This window comes from Capnocytophaga sp. H4358 (assembly GCF_002302515.1).
Classification (GTDB): Bacteria; Bacteroidota; Bacteroidia; order Flavobacteriales; family Flavobacteriaceae; genus Capnocytophaga; species Capnocytophaga canis.
Window position 1 is genome coordinate 2,465,826 of the sequence record NZ_CP022380.1, and the last position, 19,619, is coordinate 2,485,444.

Here is a 19,619-nt window from a genome sequence, read left to right on the forward strand (position 1 = left end):
TATTCTTTATTTTATACGTTGCCAATATTGGGTTCTTCCTATTAGGGAAAAGCCAACATATCCCCTAACTTTCAGTTTGTTAGTACTTTCTAATGCAATCAAGCATTTATATTCTTTACCTGTTTTTGGATCCAGAATAGTTCCTCCACTCCACTCATTACCATCTTTTTTTAGGTCATTGATAATAATCAATCCCAAATAAGGTTTATTTTTATTGATACCTGAACAGTTGGAACAAATTGCATTTTTGTTTTTCTCTTCGAAAAGTTCAATAATTTTTCCGTAAACTTTTCCGTTTTCCTCGAATATTTCAACAATTGACTTTTTATTTCCTGTTTCATCATCAATTGTTTTCCACTTGCCCATAATGCTTTGCGCTTGAAGCATTACCGTATGTAATAAAACAACTACAAAAGAAAATACTATTCGTTTCATATACAATTGTGTTTTTAGTTGTTGGGACAAATATATGAAAAAAATAGTATTTACGGAATAGATTTACTCTCCTAAGACTAAAAATCGCTCCACGTTTGGACTGAATATGTTTTCGAAAGCAGATATGATGCTGTAATCCTCACTAATTATCAGTGTTTTACTAATATTGTTTATTAATAATTTTCGAGATAAATCATCGAAGTTTGTAGAATGGAATTGCTGTCCTACTAATCGATTTGAAGATGTGAATACCGTATTACACCATTCAGAAACATTTTGTCCAACATCAATGCCGATAAATTCCACATTGGGGAATAATTCCTTCAATTGTAAAATTCTGTTGAAAATAAGGTTTGACATTTCTCTTTGGTTTACAGACCAGAAATAAACGACGGTCACTTTAGGTCGAACAATATTTGATAATTTGTAGTAATTTCCGTCCAAGTCGATGATTTCAAATTCAGGTGGAGTGCGTCCTTTTTGTAGATCAATTGTTCGGATGAACACTTGTTCTAACTCTGCTTTATGAATGTTTTTTTCATTGTATTTGTAAAATTCCTCCATATAGCATTGACAATCCTGTTTATTCTGTATGTTAAAAATATAAGCATACGCGGCATTTCTGTACAGATTATCGCGCATCATTCCTGAAGGGAAAAGACTGTCTATGATTTGTATTTTTTTCAAGTGAAACTCTTCGTCTTTGTTAATATCGGGAGCGTTGTGTGTTAGATTGTATTTTTTAAAAGTTAAATTGTTGATTAACATCACCATGTAGCTGTAATAGGGACGGTAATATTCCAATGAGCTGTTGTCAAACTCAATAAAATCGCGGTGATTGTAAAAATCTTTGGGCAATGAGTTTGCTACCGAGTTATTGCTATTTCGTTGATAAATAAATGGATAGGACTCTACCTCACGAAATAAAGGATAAGTAGCACTTACCAATGCAATTTTTTTTGCATTTTCAGACAATGAAGGGTTTTCTTCTACAAAAAGTTGATAATGTTGCAGTTTTTGTTCGTAGATAGAATCTATTTTTTTCTTAAATTCGATTGGTTCAAGAGCATTATTTCTTTTGATAAAAGCAGTTACCTTTTCATTCTCAATCCATTGAGAAAGCATAAAATTATTGATATTAGCACCTTTTCCTGAAAAGGATAAGCTTTCAGATAGGTTAGAAATATTTCCCGTAAAAACTAAGCTATCTTTAGGCTCTACGTAGACATAAACATACTGATGATCTATTTCAATATTGTACAAAGTTTTTTCCTTAATATCCATTTCAAGTAAAAACTTTTTGTTTTCATCAAGCGTTATGGAGTCAATAGCTTTGTCATTTTCATAGAGAATAACCACCTTTTCTTTAGTGTTAGGTAAGAAGCCTTTTATGTAGGTTAACTGCTGGTTTTCAGTGTTATCACAAGACACTAAAAATATCAAAAAAAGAAAGTATATTATTCGATTCATCACCACATTTATCATCATCTCTGAGGCAAAGGTAAGAAAAATAAAATAGAACTCTGTTAAGAAGTAGTTAAAACAAAAAAGCTGTCTGAAAACATTATTCAGACAGCTTTCTCAGGCAAATTCTCTGATTATCGGTATCGTTTTATAAGGTTTTTCACCAATAAAATTACGTTTGGCATTGCTTTGTTTGCAGCATTTAGAACTTCCTCATGCGACACGTTTGGAGCTATTTCTGGCCCTCCCAAATCAGTGATTACAGAAAGTGCACACACTTCCATGTTCTGATGTCGAGCTACAATAACTTCAGGTACCGTACTCATTCCAACGGCGTCGCCTCCTAAGATACGAACCATACCGTATTCAGCAGGTGTTTCAAAAGAAGGACCTTGCAAACCAACATACACTCCTTTTTGAACCTTGATGTTGTTTTCTTTGGCTATATTCTCTAATTCGGTAATCATTGCGGACGAGTATGGTTTACTCATATCAGGGAAACGTGTTCCAAACTGATCCAAGTTCTTGCCTCGTAACGGATGTTCGGGGAACATGTTAATGTGATCGCGAATAATCATCACATCGCCAATCTCAAAATTAGGATTCACCCCTCCCGATGCATTCGATACAATAAGCCGATTAATTCCTAACTGCTTAAAAATTCGAATAGGGAAAGTTACCTCTTGCATCGAATAGCCCTCGTAGTAGTGAGCTCTGCCTGCCATCATCAAAACATAGCGTCCTTCTATTTTCCCGTAAATGAGCTTACCTTTATGCCCACTTACTGTTGATTTAGGAAAATTCGGAATGTTTGAATATTTGATTTCAGAAATCACCTCCACTTCGTTTTCCAAACGGCTCAGACCAGATCCTAAAATAATCGCAAACTCAGGCGTATGTTCCGAAATATACGATTGAATGATACGCGCCGTTTCATTTATTTTTTCGTAAATATCCATAGTAAATTAATCTTTTATTGGCAAATATACTAAAAAATAAGCATTTAAACAAATAAATTTGATACAACTATCTCAAATTTTTGCTTGAAAATTCGCTAGGAATTGTATCAGTCATATTGTTTGTTTCTTTGTGTGTTTCATCACATTCCTACAGAAGTACCACAAGGATAAAGCTGTAGTATTCAGGAAAGTAAAAGAGTGAAATTTTTATTAGAAATATAAGATGGTGAAGAAAGTATTTTTTCTTTGAAAATAATTAATGCTTTGTAAATCAATATTTTATGTGTCACGAATTGTTTTTTTTATAACAAATAAATAAAAGTAAGAAAAAAATTTGCTTATATCAAAAAAAAACATTTATTTTGCTATCCGTTAGGAGGATAGACAGTAAAAAAGTCTGAAAATTCTGTTATACAAAATAGTAATAGACCGGATAAAGTTTGGGTAGAGAAAGGGTAGTTTTACAGTTTTTTTCGATAACTAAATATCCGTTAAAATATCCCTCTGTATGAGGGCTTTATCATCTCTCTAAATTAAATAGGCAGTCGGGAAGACAGCCTATTTTTATTTGTTGTTTCTCTTCAAATTTGATTGTATGAAAGTTATTTTTTTAGCGAAATCTACAATATTGAATTTTTAGTAAGGCGTACCAAATCTTGAGTTTTTGTTTACGATACTTCAAAATAGGATAAGAGTATAAAAAATACAGTATCTTTTCCGTAGAACCAACACGAAAATTTTAGTAATTTCCTAAATAAAACTACCTAGGAACAAGGTTTTTCCTTAGGTAGTTTTCTTTTTTAGTAATTAGATAGCCTCATTTTGAAACTTACCATGTGATGGAACGATTATTTTGAGCCTATTGTCAATGTTGTTTACTCCAAACTATACGTAGTTCCGTCTTTTCCGTCTTTGAGTTGAATACCGATGGCTTTCAGTTCGTCACGGATTTTGTCGGACAACGCCCAGTCTTTATTAGCACGAGCTTCCATACGCATCTGAATGAGCATCTGCATTACGCCGTCCAATTTATCATTATTTTCAGTAGCCTGTTGTTCATCTTTTAGTCCTAATACCTCAAAAACAAAGGCGTTGAAAGTGGCTTCCAACTCACGAAGGTCGGCCTCGGTTAGGGTTTCTTTGCCGTCTTTCACTAAGTTTATAATGCGAACACCCTCAAAGAGTTGAGCAATGAGTATGGGGCTATTGAAGTCATCATTCATTGCGTTGTAGCATTGCTGCTTCCAATTTTGTACATCGAACGAAGAGTTTTTCGAAACTGGCAAGGACGAAAGGATTTTTCCTGCCTCCATAAGTCGGTTAAAGCCCTTTTCGGCTGCGAGCATTGCCTCGTTGGAAATATCCAAAACGCTGCGGTAATGGGCTTGCATAAAGCAGAAACGCACCACCGAAGGCTTAAAGGGTTTCTCGAAGAAGTCATTTTCTCCTGAAATAAGCTGCATTGGTAAAATGTAATTTCCTGTGGATTTGCTCATTCGTTGCCCGTTCATTGTCAGCATATTGGCGTGTAGCCAATAGCGTACGGGTGAGTGTCCGTGTCCGGCTTTGCCTTGAGCGATTTCGCATTCGTGATGTGGGAATTTCAAATCCATTCCGCCTCCGTGAATGTCAAACTCTTCACCTAAGTACTTAGTGCTCATTACGGTACACTCCAAATGCCAGCCCGGAAAACCATCTCCCCAAGGCGATGCCCACCGCATAATATGAGCAGGTGAGGCTCTCTTCCAGAGGGCGAAGTCCTGCGGATTTTTCTTTTCGCCTTGCCCATCTAAATCACGAGTGTTGGCGAACAGCTCCTCTATATTTCTGCGTGAAAGCTCTCCGTAATTCAGTCCGCGTTGGTTGTACGCCTGTACGTCAAAATACACCGAGCCGTTACTTTCGTAGGCGAACCCGTCGCTGATGAGTTTTTCGGTCAGTTGTATTTGTTCGAGGATATGCCCCGTTGCGGTGGGTTCGATGGTCGGCGGCAGGGTGTTGAATAGTTCCAACACTTTGTGGAAATCGACCGTATATTTTTGTACGATTTCCATCGGTTCTAACTTTTCCAAACGGGATTGTTTTACGAAACGGTCGTTATTTACGTCGCCATCGTCCGTTAGGTGTCCGGCATCGGTAATGTTCCGCACGTAGCGAACCTTATAGCCGATGTGTTTTAAGTAGCGGAAAATCAGGTCGAACGACATAAAGGTTCGGCAATTTCCTAAATGGACGTTGCTATAAACGGTCGGTCCGCAGACGTACATCCCGATGTGTCCGTCTTTCAAAGGCGTAAAGGTTTCTTTTTCACCCGTAAGGGAGTTGTATATGTTAAGTTTTTGCATTTTTGTAAATTCTTGTTCGTTTTTTTATCTATTTTGAAATTTGGTACAAAAGTGTACGATACCTTAAGAAAAATCAGTTTTTTCGGATTGTCAAAAACGAAAAATTCAGAATAGAAAAGCTACTAACCATATCGAAAATAAAGTTTAAAAAACACTTTCTCCAAATAGGGGAAAGTGTTTTCTTATTGTTAGGAATTACTTTCGTTTTTAATGTGAAAATCATCCTCTTTCTTTGGGGAATGAGATGAGAAATCTAGGTCAAAATTTTTACTGTCCCTAGTGTTTTTCTGAACGGCAATTGCACTAAAAATAGCCAATATAAACGAAAATGCGTAAAATCCTTTTTCGCTTGGCAATAATGTGTCGGCATTCCATAACCCTACAACTAGTAAAACAATTGATAAAATGGTTGAAAACCAACTTATTCCGTAGTAAATATCGGTTACAGGAATACCTTCCAATCGGTCGCGAACACTTTTTTGTACTGAAATTACGGCAAATAGTCCGTACATCAGTACCGTAAAGTAGTAGCCCTTTTCACTTAAAAGCATTTCGGCTCTCCAAAGACCAATCATATAGCCTAAAAAACCAATTCCTAATGCAATCCACGATGCCCCAATGAAGGCACTTGAAGGTTTTTGATTCATAATAAATTCATTTTATATTACGGCAAATGTATAATTTTTCTCAAATTAAACAAACTTATTTTGTAAAATGCAAGGCGTAAAATTTTTTAAAAATATAAATTGAAACATTAACCGTTTGAAATTTAATATTTTATTTTTTATTTTTTTCGTTTTGATAGTGAATTTAAATAGCGTGATTTTTGATAGGAAAAACATTTCTCTTCCAAAATTATGGCACAAGGAATGATTTACTGTATCAGATGACACTTTGGCAAATGCTCAAAATCTTTTGATTTATTTGATTCTCAAATATACAACCTTTTTAGTTTCAAAAAAATCTTCGGTAAAAAAGTCGGATATGTTGTACAGTTGAACGTTTGTGAATGTAGCTAATTCTTCGCTCAAATCTCCTCCTTTTAGGTATAAAATTCCGTTTGGAAGTTCATGTTTGCCATCTTTTTTAACTTTGCCCTTGATCCATTTTACAAATTCAGGCATTTGGGTCACGGCTCGACTTACGATAAAGTCGAATTTTTTATCAATCAGCTCTACACGAGAGTTTATAGCAGTAACGTTCTCTAATCCAATTTCTTTCGCAACTTCTTTAACCACTTTTATTTTCTTTCCAATGGAGTCTACCAGCGTAAAATTCACTTCAGGAAACAAAATAGCTAATGGAATTCCAGGGAAGCCACCGCCTGTGCCTACATCCATTATGTCAGAGGAGGGATTGAAGACCTGAACTTTAGCAATGGCTAACGAATGCAGCACGTGACGTTCATAAAAAGAATCCATGTCTTTGCGTGAAATGACATTAATTTTCGTATTCCAGCTTCCGTAAACCGATTTTAGTGCTGCAAATTGTTCTTTCTGTTGCAGAGTTAAATCTTTAAAGTAGGTAAGAATATGTTCCATAAACTTTTATAACAAATTCAGAGGCAAATGTATGAAAAAACGACCGATTTTAATCTAATACATCCAAATATTTTAGTATTTTTGTAGCCAGTAATTAACAATTTTATTTCTATGCAACAATTTTTATCGGAACGCATCATCAATATGGAAACTTCAGCTACTTTAGCAATGGCTGCTAAAACGCGTGAGCTGAAGGCACAGGGCAAAGATATTATAGGTCTCAGTTTGGGAGAGCCTGATTTTAATATTCCTGATTTTATAAAGGAAGCCGCCATCGAAGCCATTCATCAAAATTACAGTAAATACTCTCCTGTAGATGGATATGCTGATTTGAAAGAAGCCATCTGTCAAAAATTTAAGCGTGATAATAATTTGATTTATAAGCCTTCGCAAATTTCTGTAGCTACGGGTGCAAAACAATGTTTAGCCAATGTAGCTTTGGTTATGATTAACTCGGGAGACGAAGTGATTTTCCCTGCTCCCTATTGGGTAAGCTACAAGGACATCGTGAAAATTGCGGAAGGAGTGCCAGTAGAGGTTTATACTACGATTGAAAATGATTTCAAAATGACTCCCGAGCAATTAGAGGCAGCGATTACTCCAAAAACTAAAATGGTGTGGTTCAACTCGCCTTGCAATCCAAGTGGTTCAGTGTACAGCCGTGAAGAGTTGGAGGCTTTGGCTGTGGTGTTGCGAAAACATCCAAATATATTTATTTTGTCCGACGAAATTTACGAATATATCAATTTTGTTGGTAAACATACCAGTTTCGCTGAAATTGAAGGTATGTATGAGCGAACTATCACCGTGAATGGAGTGTCAAAAGCGTATGCTATGACAGGGTGGAGAATAGGATATATAGGAGCTCCAGAATGGATAACTAAAGCCTGTACGAAAATGCAAGGACAAATTACCAGCGGAGCTAACTCAATTGCTCAACGAGCTACAATTGCTGCATTGAAAGCTCCTGTGAGCAATATTCAATACATGATTGATCAGTTTAAAAATCGAAGAGATTTGGTGTTGCGTTTGCTCGGCGAAATTGAAGGTTTCAAATTGAATGTTCCAGAAGGAGCGTTTTATGTTTTTCCGGACATTTCGTATTTCTTTGGTAAGACATTGCGAGGAAAAGAAATCAAAACTGCATCTGATTTTTCGTTATACCTGTTAGAAGAAGCAGGAGTTGCCACCGTAACGGGTGAAGCCTTTGGTGATGAACGTTGTATTCGTATTTCGTATGCTGCTTCAGAACAGGAACTTACAGAAGCGATTCGCCGAATTAAGGAATCGTTACAATAATTTTTTCAAAAAAAAGTTGAATAATTTTTTGGTAGTTTGAGAAAAAGTGCTACTTTTGCATCCGCATTCAAGCACTAAGGGTTCTTAGCTCAGCTGGTTCAGAGCATCTGCCTTACAAGCAGAGGGTCACTGGTTCGAATCCAGTAGGACCCACTTAGTCATAAATTTATTTAATGTTATTTTAGGGTTCTTAGCTCAGCTGGTTCAGAGCATCTGCCTTACAAGCAGAGGGTCACTGGTTCGAATCCAGTAGGACCCACTAAAATCTCAAAATTTGTTCGTTATATCGGGTTCTTAGCTCAGCTGGTTCAGAGCATCTGCCTTACAAGCAGAGGGTCACTGGTTCGAATCCAGTAGGACCCACAGAAAAAAATCTTCAAGTTTGCTTGAAGATTTTTTTGTTTATAATCGTAGATTATTTTGTTATTTTTATCTATTTGTTTAATTTTTAGTTGTTTAGGTGTTACAAAATACCGTTCAATTCATATTCATATATGGTATCATCACTGCTAAGTCCGTATATTTTTTTTAACTCTTCATCTACTGAAATGCCCAGTATGTATTCCTCAATTTCCAAAATATATTGTGGTTTTCCGTTCCAATCGAAAATTTCAATTGTGACAGGCTTGGGAATTTCATAAGATTCTTCCTCCACTTGGTCTAATTTTAAAGCAAAAATATGATTATAAGACGTGTCTACATCGCAGTAGTAAACGTGTTTTCCTACACCATCACTGTCTATTGCTTTTTCAGCCTCTGTTACTGAGCCTAAACATACGGAAAACGATTTTTCGGTATCAACCAAAGAAACAAAATTTATTTGATTTAAGGCTTCCATAGCCCCAACTATCCAAGTTTTATCATTTTTAGCAGCCCAAATACTTTGGTATAAAACTGTAAAATGCTTTGATGAGTTTGGATATATAGGTTTGTCAAAAACGGTAGTTTCAGTTATAGGATTAAAAAACGTAAGCCAATAGTTACTATTTTTCATCGTTTCTAACACGAAAAGAGAATCTTTTATAAAAAAAGCGTAGGCAGAAGCCTCGTTAAAACGAACTACCTCATCTATCTTTGCAGATTGGTTTGATATTGATTCCGAAACATTTAACAATTTCAACTTTCGAGAAGTCACATCGTTTATCCATAAACTATTCTTTTCGTTTCTTTGCTTAATGATTCGAGCATTGATTACATCATTTGGCCCCCCTCCCCTATTTAATACAGAGGCTTCCAAAACTCCTTTTTTATTGAAAATTTGAAGCAACCCTTTGGATTCTGAACTTTCTGGCACTCTCAGAAAAATATACTTTGAGTCATTAGCTATGCTAAAAGCTCCTAAAACGCTATCAATCAACACTTTTGATTTCGGTTTGATTCTTTGGACTTTTTCTATATTTTCTACCTTAATTTTCTCAGGTAGTACGGTTGCCCTTTCTTCCTTAGAACAGGAAAGAAAAACAAAAAAGAGCGGTAAAATAAAATATTTATTCATTGTGTACAGTTAAAAAAATCATTTTTATTTCAGTTCTTTAAAAATATTTAGGATAGCAATTAAAAAAGCGATAACAAACTAAAACTACAAAAAGGTCAAACGTACGCTATAAAAAATCAGAATAACTTATAAATTTAACAAAAATACACGTTTAAACCTACAATTTAAACTTAAATACAGTGCTATAATCCGTATTACTATTATCTATTGCGTAGAACTCCGTTCCATCTTCTGAAATCGTGTAGGTTTGAAACGTATTACGTATTACGTACCTTTTAAGCAACTCTCCTTCCGTGTCCCAAATTAGTAAATTTACGTTTGAATTTTTAGAAAATTCCTCTGGATTTTTATTCAGATAAGTAACATAGATTTTTCCCTGACGTATCAATGGTTTGCCGTAAAATATTTTTGTTTTTTCATCATAAAAATCGGTAATATTGGTATTAAAATCATCTGTTGTCCAAATTTCTTTTGCCAATTTAAAATTTTTGTAAATACGAATTAAAGGAATATTGGAGTAAAAAGAGAAAAATTGATCTTTTTCAGAATCAAACACGGTAGTTTCTTGAAAAAAAATGGCGTAATCAACATCTTCTCCTGCCTCAGACAGTTCAACGTTAGGAAAATTACCAAAATTTGAAACGAATTCTTGTTTACCAATATTATATATTGCGTAATTAGGTTTTTCAAACGATGGTTTAAAAGCAATTTTTTCTGTGTCTATTTCAATTATTTTGTTTGGGGCTACACTCAACGATTTAGAGCTTAATACCGATAAATCACCATTTTTAAGTCTTAAAGTTTTTATATCAAATACGTTAGCATTAACCTGAATAAGATTATCTTTACATTTAAAAAAATAAGGATTACACTCCTGAAACTCATTTACTCCGTTACCAAATTTCATACAAGAAAAATCTTTTTGCAAAGTTGTCTTATTTATGAAATCAAATACATTTTTAGAATAATTTGGAAGATTTATTCCTACAATCCATTGCCCAAAAGAATGAATTTCGGTAGGAAAAATAATAGAATCCAACTTTATTTCCTGTATGGACGTTATTTTTTCTTCCGAAATAGAAAAAACATCTATTCTATTTATGTCATTTTTTTTCTGACAGGAAAAAAACACCAAGAATACTATAGCATATATGAGTTTCATTGTTTTTCAATTTAAAGTTAAGGAATAAAGCATAGGCTAAACCTCAGCTTCTTTTACTTATTAAGGACAAATACTTATTCGTCTGGGGATTATATCCCCGTACGTACTTGCATCCATCACACGTTATAAATCGTGTCAATGAATGCTGTCCAAATATACCTGGACTTAGTTGATACTTTCTATAACACTCTTTAGGCGGAGTATCAGAATCGTCTTCTTCCCCGTTTTCGCTTTGAGCCAACTCTTCCAGATTAGCTAATGTTAACTCATTCAATTCAGTAGTATCCTTACTGACACTCTCACTAATTCCATAACCGCCTACCGCTACAATCCCAATAACTAATAGGCTTTTCAAAACATTTTTTTATGAGAAATTGATTTTTAATTTTATGGCTCGCAAGTTACAAAATATTTTTTAATTAACAAATATTTGTTTAAAAAGTGTTTCAAACGAAAGTGTTGTTATGAATTTTGCATCTATGGATTTTCGATTACTTCTTTTTTTAGTTATTCAAATTTTTAAATGCTATTTAAAATGTTAAAACTGGCTTTTTTTAGAAAAACACTTCTTTTTGTGTATTTGGAATAAAATTAAGGCTCCAATTCCAAAGAAAAGGACTAAAAATACCACCGAATTTCGCATATTGTTGGTCATTTGGTCAATGATACCGTAAATTCCCATACCGATAACAATACCAATCTTTTCTGAAACGTCGTAAAAACTGAAAAAAGAAGTTGTATCCTTTGTTTTTGGTAAATATGTGGAATAGGTGGAGCGTGAAAGTGTTTGAATGCCCCCCATGACCAACCCTACTAAGGTGGCTGTAGCGTAAAAATGCCAAGGTAGATAGATGCAATATGCAATCAAACAGATACAAATCCAAACACAGTTTAATACGATGAGAGTGAGGATTTGCCCCATCTTTTTTACGCTCCAAACTGTCAATTTTGCTCCTACAATGGCTATTAATTGAATTATCAGAATGCTGACTATCAATCCTATGGTGCGTTCTTCTGTATCTTTCCATTGAATTTCTTGCTCTCCGAAGTAGGTAGCGACAAGCATCACAGTTTGTACGCCCATGCTATATACAAAAAACGCTAAAAGAAATGTTTTTAGGAGTTTGTTTTCTTTGAGTTGCTGTTGTACGTTTTGCAATTCTTTGTAGCCATTCAACAGAAATCGTTTGCTGAATTTGTTGCGGTCAGTTTCAAAATTAGGTAAATGACGGAAAGAATACTGACTGAAAATAATCCACCAAAAGCCTACCGTTACAAACGAAATTTTCATTGCCGTTAAGGTGGCTTCTTCCTCAGAGCCTTCGATTCCAAAAACAGAAGGAAACATGACCATCGCTAAGTTGAATATCAGCAATATACACGAACCTATATAACCCATGATGAAGCCTTTTGCACTGACTTCATCGTACTGTTCAGGCAAAGCAATATCTGGCAAATAGGAATTGTAGAAGACGATACTTCCCCAGAAACCAATGACTCCGAACAGATAGCATAGCAATCCAAAATAAATATTTTCTAATGAAAACCAATACAAACCAATACAAGAAATAGCCCCCAAATAGCAGAAAAATTTCATGAATGTTTTTTTCTTCCCTAAGTAGTCGGCAATACCACTCAAAATGGGTGAAATTACTACAACTATCAAAAAAGCCAAAGCTGTAACAAAAGTAATTGCTGCAGTGTTTTTAACACTAAATCCGAATAAATCAATGTGAGTTATATTGGCAATTTTGAATAGTAAGCCGTAGAAAATCGGGAAAATTGACGATACTATGGATAAACTATATACCGAGTTTGCCCAATCGTAAAAAATCCACGCTTTTAGTAGCTTTTTATGTCCTCTGGGATGTTGCTCCATATTTTTTTATATTTAAAGAACCATCTCGACTTTCGAAAGAGTTCTTTTTCAGTAAAAAGTCGAGATAGTTCTTAATGATTTCATGTGGTGGTATGTAATTTTCAAAAGGATTAACCATTATTTTTTCACTTTAAACACAAGTGACTCCAGCGGAGCGATATCTACCCGCATTTTTCCAAAGCCATTGGCCACGTTTAGTGTGGTTTGTTTTGTTTGATATAAATCATCTGTTAGGGAGTAATTACCGTCATTTAAAAACCAACTTCCGATGATGAACTGAGGAATTTGCAAATCGAACCCAAAGCTATCGCTTTCACTGAAGTTAACGATGATAATCCATTGATTTTCTTCATCGCCACGTACAAAGGCGTAGACCTTATCGTTATAGAATTCAGTGTTTTCGCGGTTATATTTATGAATGTCGGCGTAAAATCCTGTAACGGGAATGTGCAATAGTCGTTTGTAGAAATCACGCAGATGTTTTTCATTGTCAGATAGTTGTCCTCCGTCAAATTGTTTGTTGTTCATCCATCGCTGGTGAGCAGGTACGCCAACGTAGTCAAAAATAGAAGTTCTGGAAGGACTGCCAAAACCACCTTTTTCAGCTCCTTTTTCACCTACTTCTTGTCCGAAGTAAATCATAATTGGAGCATCGCTGATGAGCGTTGAAACTGTCATTGCTGGTTTTGCCTTTTCAGGGTAACCTGCGAACTCTGGTGATGCGATGCGTTGTTCGTCATGGTTTTCCAAAAAGTGAAGCATATTTTTAGCAATGTCCGCCAATTCGTGTTGGATAGGAGCAATAGCATCAGTGGATCGGCCATAGGAAACGATACCCCGTAGGGTGTCATACAATTGAACTTTATCATAGAGATAGTCCATTTTTCCCTTATGAATATAATCACGATATGCTTTTGGATTGTAGATTTCGGCTAATAAAAAAGCTTCCGGATTTTTATTTTTGATATTTGAATTGAGATAACTCCAGAATTCTACAGGAACCATTTCAGCCATGTCAAAACGGAACCCATCCACTCCTAAATCTAACCAGAATAAGGTTATGTCTCTAAATTTTATCCAAGTATTCGGAACCGTTTTATCTTTCCAAAATTGGTAATGTTCGTGGTGATTTTTATCGTTGAAATCGTCCGAAAGTTCTGGAAAATCCTTAATTCCATCAGGTCTAACTCCAAAATTGAGTTTTACTGTTTCATACCAATCGTTGAAATCTGGTTTTGATTTTCGAGAACCGTTGCCAGTCCATTTGGCAGGAAATTCATGAAATTTTCCGTCAATCAACGGATGTTTTTCTCCTCCAAGAGGCTCGTAGCCAGTTGCATAGTTTGGAAGTTCGAAAGTTTCGTTTGGATTGTAGTAAAAGTTATTGTTTACGTGATATGCTACCGAAGTGTCATCATCTTCTCCGAATCCTTTTACGCCTTTGGGTTTTGAAACGCTTTCATATTTTCTTGCTACGTGATTAGGAACAATGTCAATAATGACTTTCAATCCGTGTTTGTGGGTGCGTTCTACCAAATCTTTAAATTCCTGTAATCGATTTTCAGGATTTTCTGCCAAGTCGGGATTTACATTGTAGTAGTCTTTAACAGCATAGGGCGAACCTGCACGTCCTTTTACTACTTCTGGATCGTCATTGCTGATTCCAAAAGCCGTGTAATCATTTACTAAGGCATGATGTGGGACGCCCGTAAACCAAATGTGAGTAACTCCTAAATCCCTGATTTCCTCTAAGGCTTTGTCAGTAAAATCAGAAAACTTCCCAACTCCATTTTCTTCTTTTGTTCCCCAAGGTTTGTTGGAGGTATTAGTGTTTCCAAACAGACGCGTAAATACCTGATAGACTACCTTTTTCTCGTTTTTTTTCATCTCTTTTGTTGCTTTTTCTTCTATTGTGCTTTTACAAGCGGTTGCAAAAAAAAGAAAAATTAGTGTAGCAAACACAATTGCGGTTGTATTTTTTTTCATAAATAGATTTTTTGTAGGCAAAGATACGGATTTTAATTTTTGTTTTTGAGGTTGATTTGATTCTTCTTGTAATAAATTTAAAGAGGCAACTAAACTATGCTCCCAATGTTTTATTTTAATCATTAAACCTTGGAGATTTAATCTCAAATTTCTCACGCTACACATTAGAAAGTATTTAATCCATTGACAGAGGATAAGTATCAAAGTTCGAATATAATACCTGTATACAGTGGTTTGGACTCCATTTTTGAAGTCAAATATTTTCTAAATCTTTTTGCATAAACCATGAAAAAAACTATATTTGTCGAGAAATACAAAAACGATAAATAATGTCAAATATTCAACAGTTAACAGACCTTACTACGCAGGTGCGTAGAGATATTTTAAGAATGGTTCACAAGGTAAATTCAGGACACCCGGGCGGTTCGTTAGGTTGTACTGAATTTTTAGTTTGCCTCTATAACGAATTGATGGAAATCAACACCAATTTTGAGATGGATGGCAAAAATGAAGATCTCTTTTTCCTTTCAAACGGGCATATTTCCCCTGTATTTTACAGCGTTTTAGCTCGAAGAGGTTATTTTCCTATTAGCGAATTAAACACGTTTCGTTTGCTAAATTCTCGTTTGCAAGGACACCCAACGCCACACGAAGGATTGGAAGGCGTTCGTATTGCTTCAGGATCTTTAGGACAAGGGCTTTCAGTTGGGATTGGAGCAGCACTGACCAAAAAGCTCAACGGCGATACACATTTGGTGTACACTCTTCATGGTGATGGCGAATTGCAAGAAGGACAAATCTGGGAAGCTGCAATGTATGCTGGAGGAAAAGGTGTTGATAACCTGATTGCTACTGTTGATTACAACAAAAAGCAAATCGACGGAAGCACGGATAACGTTCTGCCTTTAGGTGATTTACGTGCTAAATTTGAAGCCTTTGGTTGGCAAGTAATTGATATTGAGAAAGGAAACAACATCACTTCTGTTTTGGAAGGAATGAAAAAAGCCAAATCATTGACAGGCAAAGGAAAACCTGTATGTGTGCTTTTACATACCGAAATGGGCAATGGTGTTGATTTTATGATGGGAACTCACGCTTGGCACGGAAAAGCTCCGAATGATGAACAACTCGCCAAAGCTCTCGCACAAAATCCTGAAACATTAGGGGATTACTAAAAACCTCACCATAATTTATATGACTTCTATTTGAAATGAAAGAAACAACATTCGATTTTTTAGAAAAACTGAAAGGAGTAATGAACTTTGTTATCTTTGATATTAAAGGTAGCACTTTCACGTTACTAACTTTGGTGTATTTGATTGTGTCGAGTGTACTACTCGTGTTTCTGGCTAAAAGGCTGACTCATTTTTTGGAATACAGGTTTTTTGCTACTCGTATTGCTGAGAGAGGAAATCGGTCGGCTATTGTTACTATTATCAGATACTTAATTTTAGTCTTTGGATTCTTATTCATTTTTAAATCAGCAGGGTTTGAATTAGGAGCGTTTAGTTGGCTTTTAGGAGCTTTGGGGGTCGGTTTGGGATTTGGTTTACAGAATATAACTAATAATTTCATTTCAGGAATCATCATTTTGTTTGAACGACCTATAAAGGTAGGTGATAGAATCCAAGTGGGGGATATTTCAGGAGATGTAGTCGCTATTTCTATGCGTTCCACCAGAATCATCACAAATGATAATATTTCGGTAATTGTACCTAATTCTCAGTTTATTAATGGCAATGTAACCAATTGGTCGCACAATGATAGATTGGTTCGTTTTCATTATCCGATTGGGGTCTCTTACAAAGAAAATCCGCAAAAAGTTAAAGATATCGTTCTAAAGATAGCTAATGATCACCATGGGGTACTTAAAGAACCTGCTCCTGCTCTTTGGTTTGTAGAGTATGGAGATAATTCCCTCAATTTTGAATTAGTTGTATGGACATCTACTTACATACAGAAACCTGTAGTACTCAAAAGTGAATTGTATTACATTATTTTTGAGGAATTCGCTAAACATGACATCGAAATACCTTTCCCGCAACGTGACATTCATATCCGTTCGGGCTTAGAAAACTCAAAGCAACTTTAAACATTAGATGTTTATAACAGAAACATAAAAATATAAAAAAACTTAGTTTTCATTGAATAAATTTTAATGTAAAAACATTATGAAAGTATCAAAATTAGCACAAAATTTAATCGGTTCTGAGATTGTAAAGATTGGAAACGAAGTAAACGATCTCAAAGCCAAGGGCGAAAAAATCACAAATTTAACCATTGGGGATTTGGATTCGAATATTTATCCCATTCCCAATGAGCTTAAAAAAGGGATTCAACAAGCGTATGCCGACAATCTTACGAACTATCCTCCTGCGAGTGGTATCCTTTCGCTTCGGGAAAATGTTTCAAAAGACCTCAAACAACGTTACGCATTGGAGTACTCGGCGAAAGATATTCTTATCGCGGGAGGTTCGCGTCCGTTGATTTACGCAACCTTTAAAACCATTGTAGATGAGGGCGATAAAGTGATTTATCCTGTACCTTCGTGGAACAACAATCACTATTCGTATTTGAATTCTGCTCAGAAAATAGAACTGGAAGTTAAGCCTGAAAATAACTTCTTACCTACGGCGGAAGAGCTACGTCCGCACCTGAAAGATGCCGTTCTGTTAGCACTTTGTTCGCCACTTAATCCGACAGGAACGATGTTTTCCGAGCATCAACTCAGAGAAATTTGCGAACTTATTGTGGAAGAAAACCGCAAACGTGGAGCCGACGAAAAGCCCCTTTACTTGATGTATGACCAAATTTATGCGATGCTTACCTTCGGAGAAAAACACTTTAATCCGGTAAGTTTGGTCCCTGAGATGAAGCCTTATACCATATTTATCGACGGTTCTTCCAAATGTTTTGCGGCTACGGGCGTTCGCGTGGGCTGGGCTTTTGGTCCTTCGGAAATCATCGGAAAGATGGCGGCTCTACTTACACACGTTGGGGCGTGGGCTCCAAAACCTGAACAACAGGCGATGGCTCAGTTCCTTACTAACACAAAAGCGGTTGACGCGTTCGTAAATGATTTCAAAGGGAAGATAAAACATAGTTTAGAAACCCTGCACGAAGGCATTCAAGTATTGAAACAAAAAGGATATGCGGTGGAGAGTATTCGTCCGATGGGAGCTTTGTATTTGACCATTCAGTTGGATTATGTTGGGAAAACTACACCGAAAGGCGACAAACTTAACGATACAACCGACTTGGTTTTCTATCTGATTAAGGAAGCAGGAATGGCATTAGTTCCGTTTTCTGCCTTTGGAAATAGCCGAACAATGCCTTGGTTTAGAGCTTCGGCGGGCGGATGTTCGTTGCAAGATATTAAGGACGTTCTCCCAAGATTAGAGAAAGCCTTAAGCGAATTGAAATAGAAAAACAACAATCAAACGGAGCAAAGTTTTCAACGAAAAAAAGCATAAAATCAGACTTTGCTCCGCTTATTGGTTTCAAATCTCAACTAAAATCATCACATCTTATATATATTATAAACTTTAAAAAACTTATTATTATGGCAGTAAAATACAATATCGTAGAAAGAAAAAACCTTTTAGACAAAGAAGCTAAACCTAAATTTTATGCAAGTGCAAAAGCAGACGGCGAAATATCTTTCCGTGCTCTTGCTAAAGAAATTGCGACAGGTTCATCAACCGTGTCGGACACAGATGTTTTAGCAGTATTAAATGATTTGACCAAAGTATTAGTAAAACATCTTTCGGAAGGACGTATCGTTCGGTTAGGCGACTTCGGGAGTTTCAGAATTACTATCTCAAGTGAAGGTGCAGAATCCTCGGAGAAATTTAATCCTGCTTTAATTAAAAGCAATAAAATTCAGTTTACACCCGGAGTGGATTTAAAGGAAATGCAACGCGTTATCAAGTACGAAAAATATAAAAAATAGTTTTCTTTTCGGAAAGAAGTATAGATTTGTTGTTATACAGATAGATATATTATTAAAATTATATGTATATATCTTATCAAAAAAGTATATATAAGTTTCTGAAAATATATATACAAGTTGACTAAGTTTTATATATAAAATATATAACTTATATGTTTAAGTTGTAAGTTTGATTGTTTTTTATGTTCAATAATAAATACAAATGATTAAAAATGAGTTACAAAATATCCTTTCAAGAAAGAGCAAGGTTAAGTATGGAGAATCTATCCAAACAATCGCCTGTTACCTTAGAAGAAGCTCGGAAACAAGTACAATGGTTGAAAGAAAAGAGCAAAACAAAAGTAAGGAAACGGAGAAACTCTGCCAATGGATATTAAGTTTTAGTTCTCATTTGTATAATGATTTTTTGTAAATAACATATATAATTATAAAGGACAAATAAAGTCTTTTAATATAACAATGAAAGAAATACAAAAACATCAAGAGGATATTGTAGCGGCTTGTAAGAAATACAAAGTAAGTTCTTTATATGCCTTTGGTTCAGTAACTCGGGAGGATTTTTCTAAGCAGTCAAGTGATATTGATTTATTAGTGGTATTTCAGCCTATTGATTTACTTGATTATGCCGATAATTATTTCGATTTATTGTTTGTTTTGCAAGGTATTTTCAATCGGAAAGTAGATTTAGTTACCGAAAAATCCTTGAAAAATCCTTACTTTATAGAAGAAATAAATAAAACAAAACAACTTATTTATGCCGAAGCAAGTTAATAAATGGCTTTATGATATTCTTACAGCTATAGAAGAAATTGAGTCGTATTTTGATGAAAATCCTAAGGATTTTGATTACTTTTCAAGTAATGGAATGTTGAAACGTGCCATTGAAAGAGACTTAGAAATTATAGGCGAAGCTGTAAATCGAATATTAAAAGTAGCACCAAATACAGAAATTACTAATGCAAGAAATATCGTTGGATTACGCAACCAAATTATACACGCTTACGATAATATTCAGGACGAAATCATTTGGGGGATAGTCATCAAAAACATTCCTTCACTGAAAGAAGAAATAAAATTATTAATTAAAAATGAATAAAATACG

Annotated in this window: 19 protein-coding genes and 3 tRNA genes; 11 read left to right on the plus strand and 11 right to left on the minus strand. The window is 35.3% G+C overall.

Translation table 11 applies throughout. From position 1 onward, the window contains the following. Positions 1-6: 6 nt before the first annotated feature. From CGC49_RS10350 to rsmG, 6 genes are all read right to left on the minus strand, one after another. Entirely contained in the window at positions 7-435 is a 429-nt protein-coding gene (locus CGC49_RS10350; protein ID WP_095912573.1) for a DUF2147 domain-containing protein, read from the minus strand. A 63-nt stretch (positions 436-498) separates the two neighbouring features. Next, positions 499-1,905, minus strand: a complete 1,407-nt coding sequence (locus CGC49_RS10355; RefSeq protein WP_369801086.1) for a TlpA family protein disulfide reductase — start codon at positions 1,903-1,905, stop codon at positions 499-501. Between the two features lie 128 nt (positions 1,906-2,033). Beyond that, positions 2,034-2,858, minus strand: coding sequence for a purine-nucleoside phosphorylase (locus tag CGC49_RS10360; protein WP_042007921.1), 825 nt, complete (start codon positions 2,856-2,858; stop codon positions 2,034-2,036). 875 nt (positions 2,859-3,733) lie between these two features. Further along, on the minus strand, positions 3,734-5,203 hold the full coding sequence (gene cysS / locus CGC49_RS10365) for a cysteine--tRNA ligase (protein WP_095912574.1): 1,470 nt from the start codon (positions 5,201-5,203) through the stop codon (positions 3,734-3,736). A 188-nt stretch (positions 5,204-5,391) separates the two neighbouring features. Beyond that, positions 5,392-5,850, minus strand: coding sequence for an inner membrane protein YiaA (gene yiaA / locus CGC49_RS10370; protein ID WP_042345092.1), 459 nt, complete (start codon positions 5,848-5,850; stop codon positions 5,392-5,394). Positions 5,851-6,123: 273 nt separating this feature from the next. Further along, on the minus strand, positions 6,124-6,744 hold the full coding sequence (rsmG, locus tag CGC49_RS10375) for a 16S rRNA (guanine(527)-N(7))-methyltransferase RsmG (RefSeq protein ID WP_095894321.1): 621 nt from the start codon (positions 6,742-6,744) through the stop codon (positions 6,124-6,126). Positions 6,745-6,855: 111 nt separating this feature from the next. On the opposite strand from rsmG, the gene CGC49_RS10380 reads away from it, so the two are divergent. From CGC49_RS10380 to CGC49_RS10395, 4 genes are all read left to right on the plus strand, one after another. Next, on the plus strand, positions 6,856-8,043 hold the full coding sequence (locus CGC49_RS10380) for a pyridoxal phosphate-dependent aminotransferase (RefSeq protein ID WP_042005698.1): 1,188 nt from the start codon (positions 6,856-6,858) through the stop codon (positions 8,041-8,043). 78 nt (positions 8,044-8,121) lie between these two features. After that, a tRNA-Val gene (locus CGC49_RS10385) sits at positions 8,122-8,196 on the plus strand. A gap of 31 nt (positions 8,197-8,227) precedes the next feature. Further along, positions 8,228-8,302 (plus strand) — tRNA-Val (locus CGC49_RS10390). Positions 8,303-8,331: 29 nt separating this feature from the next. Beyond that, positions 8,332-8,406 (plus strand) — tRNA-Val (locus CGC49_RS10395). A gap of 100 nt (positions 8,407-8,506) precedes the next feature. Here CGC49_RS10395 and CGC49_RS10400 read toward each other — a convergent pair. The 5 genes from CGC49_RS10400 to CGC49_RS10420 form a co-directional block, all read right to left on the minus strand. Further along, positions 8,507-9,538 (minus strand): BF3164 family lipoprotein, encoded by a 1,032-nt coding sequence (locus tag CGC49_RS10400; RefSeq protein ID WP_095912575.1) that lies wholly within the window; start codon positions 9,536-9,538, stop codon positions 8,507-8,509. A 157-nt stretch (positions 9,539-9,695) separates the two neighbouring features. Further along, complete coding sequence (locus CGC49_RS10405) at positions 9,696-10,700, minus strand: hypothetical protein (protein ID WP_095912576.1); 1,005 nt, start codon at positions 10,698-10,700, stop codon at positions 9,696-9,698. 43 nt (positions 10,701-10,743) lie between these two features. Then, a complete protein-coding gene (locus CGC49_RS11410) occupies positions 10,744-11,055 on the minus strand; it encodes an NVEALA domain-containing protein (protein WP_095912577.1) in 312 nt (103 codons plus the stop codon). 183 nt (positions 11,056-11,238) lie between these two features. Then, positions 11,239-12,579, minus strand: coding sequence for an MFS transporter (locus CGC49_RS10415; protein ID WP_095912578.1), 1,341 nt, complete (start codon positions 12,577-12,579; stop codon positions 11,239-11,241). 117 nt (positions 12,580-12,696) lie between these two features. After that, complete coding sequence (locus CGC49_RS10420; protein WP_095912758.1) at positions 12,697-14,466, minus strand: alpha-amylase family glycosyl hydrolase; 1,770 nt, start codon at positions 14,464-14,466, stop codon at positions 12,697-12,699. A 428-nt stretch (positions 14,467-14,894) separates the two neighbouring features. Between CGC49_RS10420 and CGC49_RS10425 the strand changes: the two genes are divergently transcribed. The 7 genes from CGC49_RS10425 (at position 14,895) to CGC49_RS10450 (ending at position 19,613) form a co-directional block, all read left to right on the plus strand. Continuing rightward, positions 14,895-15,740 (plus strand): transketolase, encoded by an 846-nt coding sequence (locus CGC49_RS10425; RefSeq protein WP_095912579.1) that lies wholly within the window; start codon positions 14,895-14,897, stop codon positions 15,738-15,740. 35 nt (positions 15,741-15,775) lie between these two features. Continuing rightward, a complete protein-coding gene (locus CGC49_RS10430; RefSeq protein WP_042344409.1) occupies positions 15,776-16,657 on the plus strand; it encodes a mechanosensitive ion channel family protein in 882 nt (293 codons plus the stop codon). A gap of 79 nt (positions 16,658-16,736) precedes the next feature. Further along, the gene (locus tag CGC49_RS10435; RefSeq protein ID WP_095912580.1) at positions 16,737-17,990 is read left to right on the plus strand and encodes a pyridoxal phosphate-dependent aminotransferase; all 1,254 of its coding nucleotides are present in this window, start codon (positions 16,737-16,739) and stop codon (positions 17,988-17,990) included. 137 nt (positions 17,991-18,127) lie between these two features. Continuing rightward, the gene (locus tag CGC49_RS10440) at positions 18,128-18,517 is read left to right on the plus strand and encodes an HU family DNA-binding protein (RefSeq protein ID WP_095912581.1); all 390 of its coding nucleotides are present in this window, start codon (positions 18,128-18,130) and stop codon (positions 18,515-18,517) included. Positions 18,518-18,729: 212 nt separating this feature from the next. Beyond that, positions 18,730-18,894, plus strand: a complete 165-nt coding sequence (locus tag CGC49_RS11255; RefSeq protein ID WP_172919842.1) for a hypothetical protein — start codon at positions 18,730-18,732, stop codon at positions 18,892-18,894. A gap of 82 nt (positions 18,895-18,976) precedes the next feature. Next, positions 18,977-19,288 carry a nucleotidyltransferase family protein gene (locus tag CGC49_RS10445; RefSeq protein WP_018279063.1) on the plus strand — a complete coding sequence of 104 codons (312 nt, stop codon included), beginning with the start codon at positions 18,977-18,979 and terminating at the stop codon, positions 19,286-19,288. Continuing rightward, positions 19,272-19,613, plus strand: a complete 342-nt coding sequence (locus CGC49_RS10450; protein WP_095894331.1) for a DUF86 domain-containing protein — start codon at positions 19,272-19,274, stop codon at positions 19,611-19,613. The genes CGC49_RS10445 and CGC49_RS10450 overlap by 17 nt, the downstream gene beginning before the upstream one ends. Positions 19,614-19,619 lie beyond the last annotated feature (6 nt).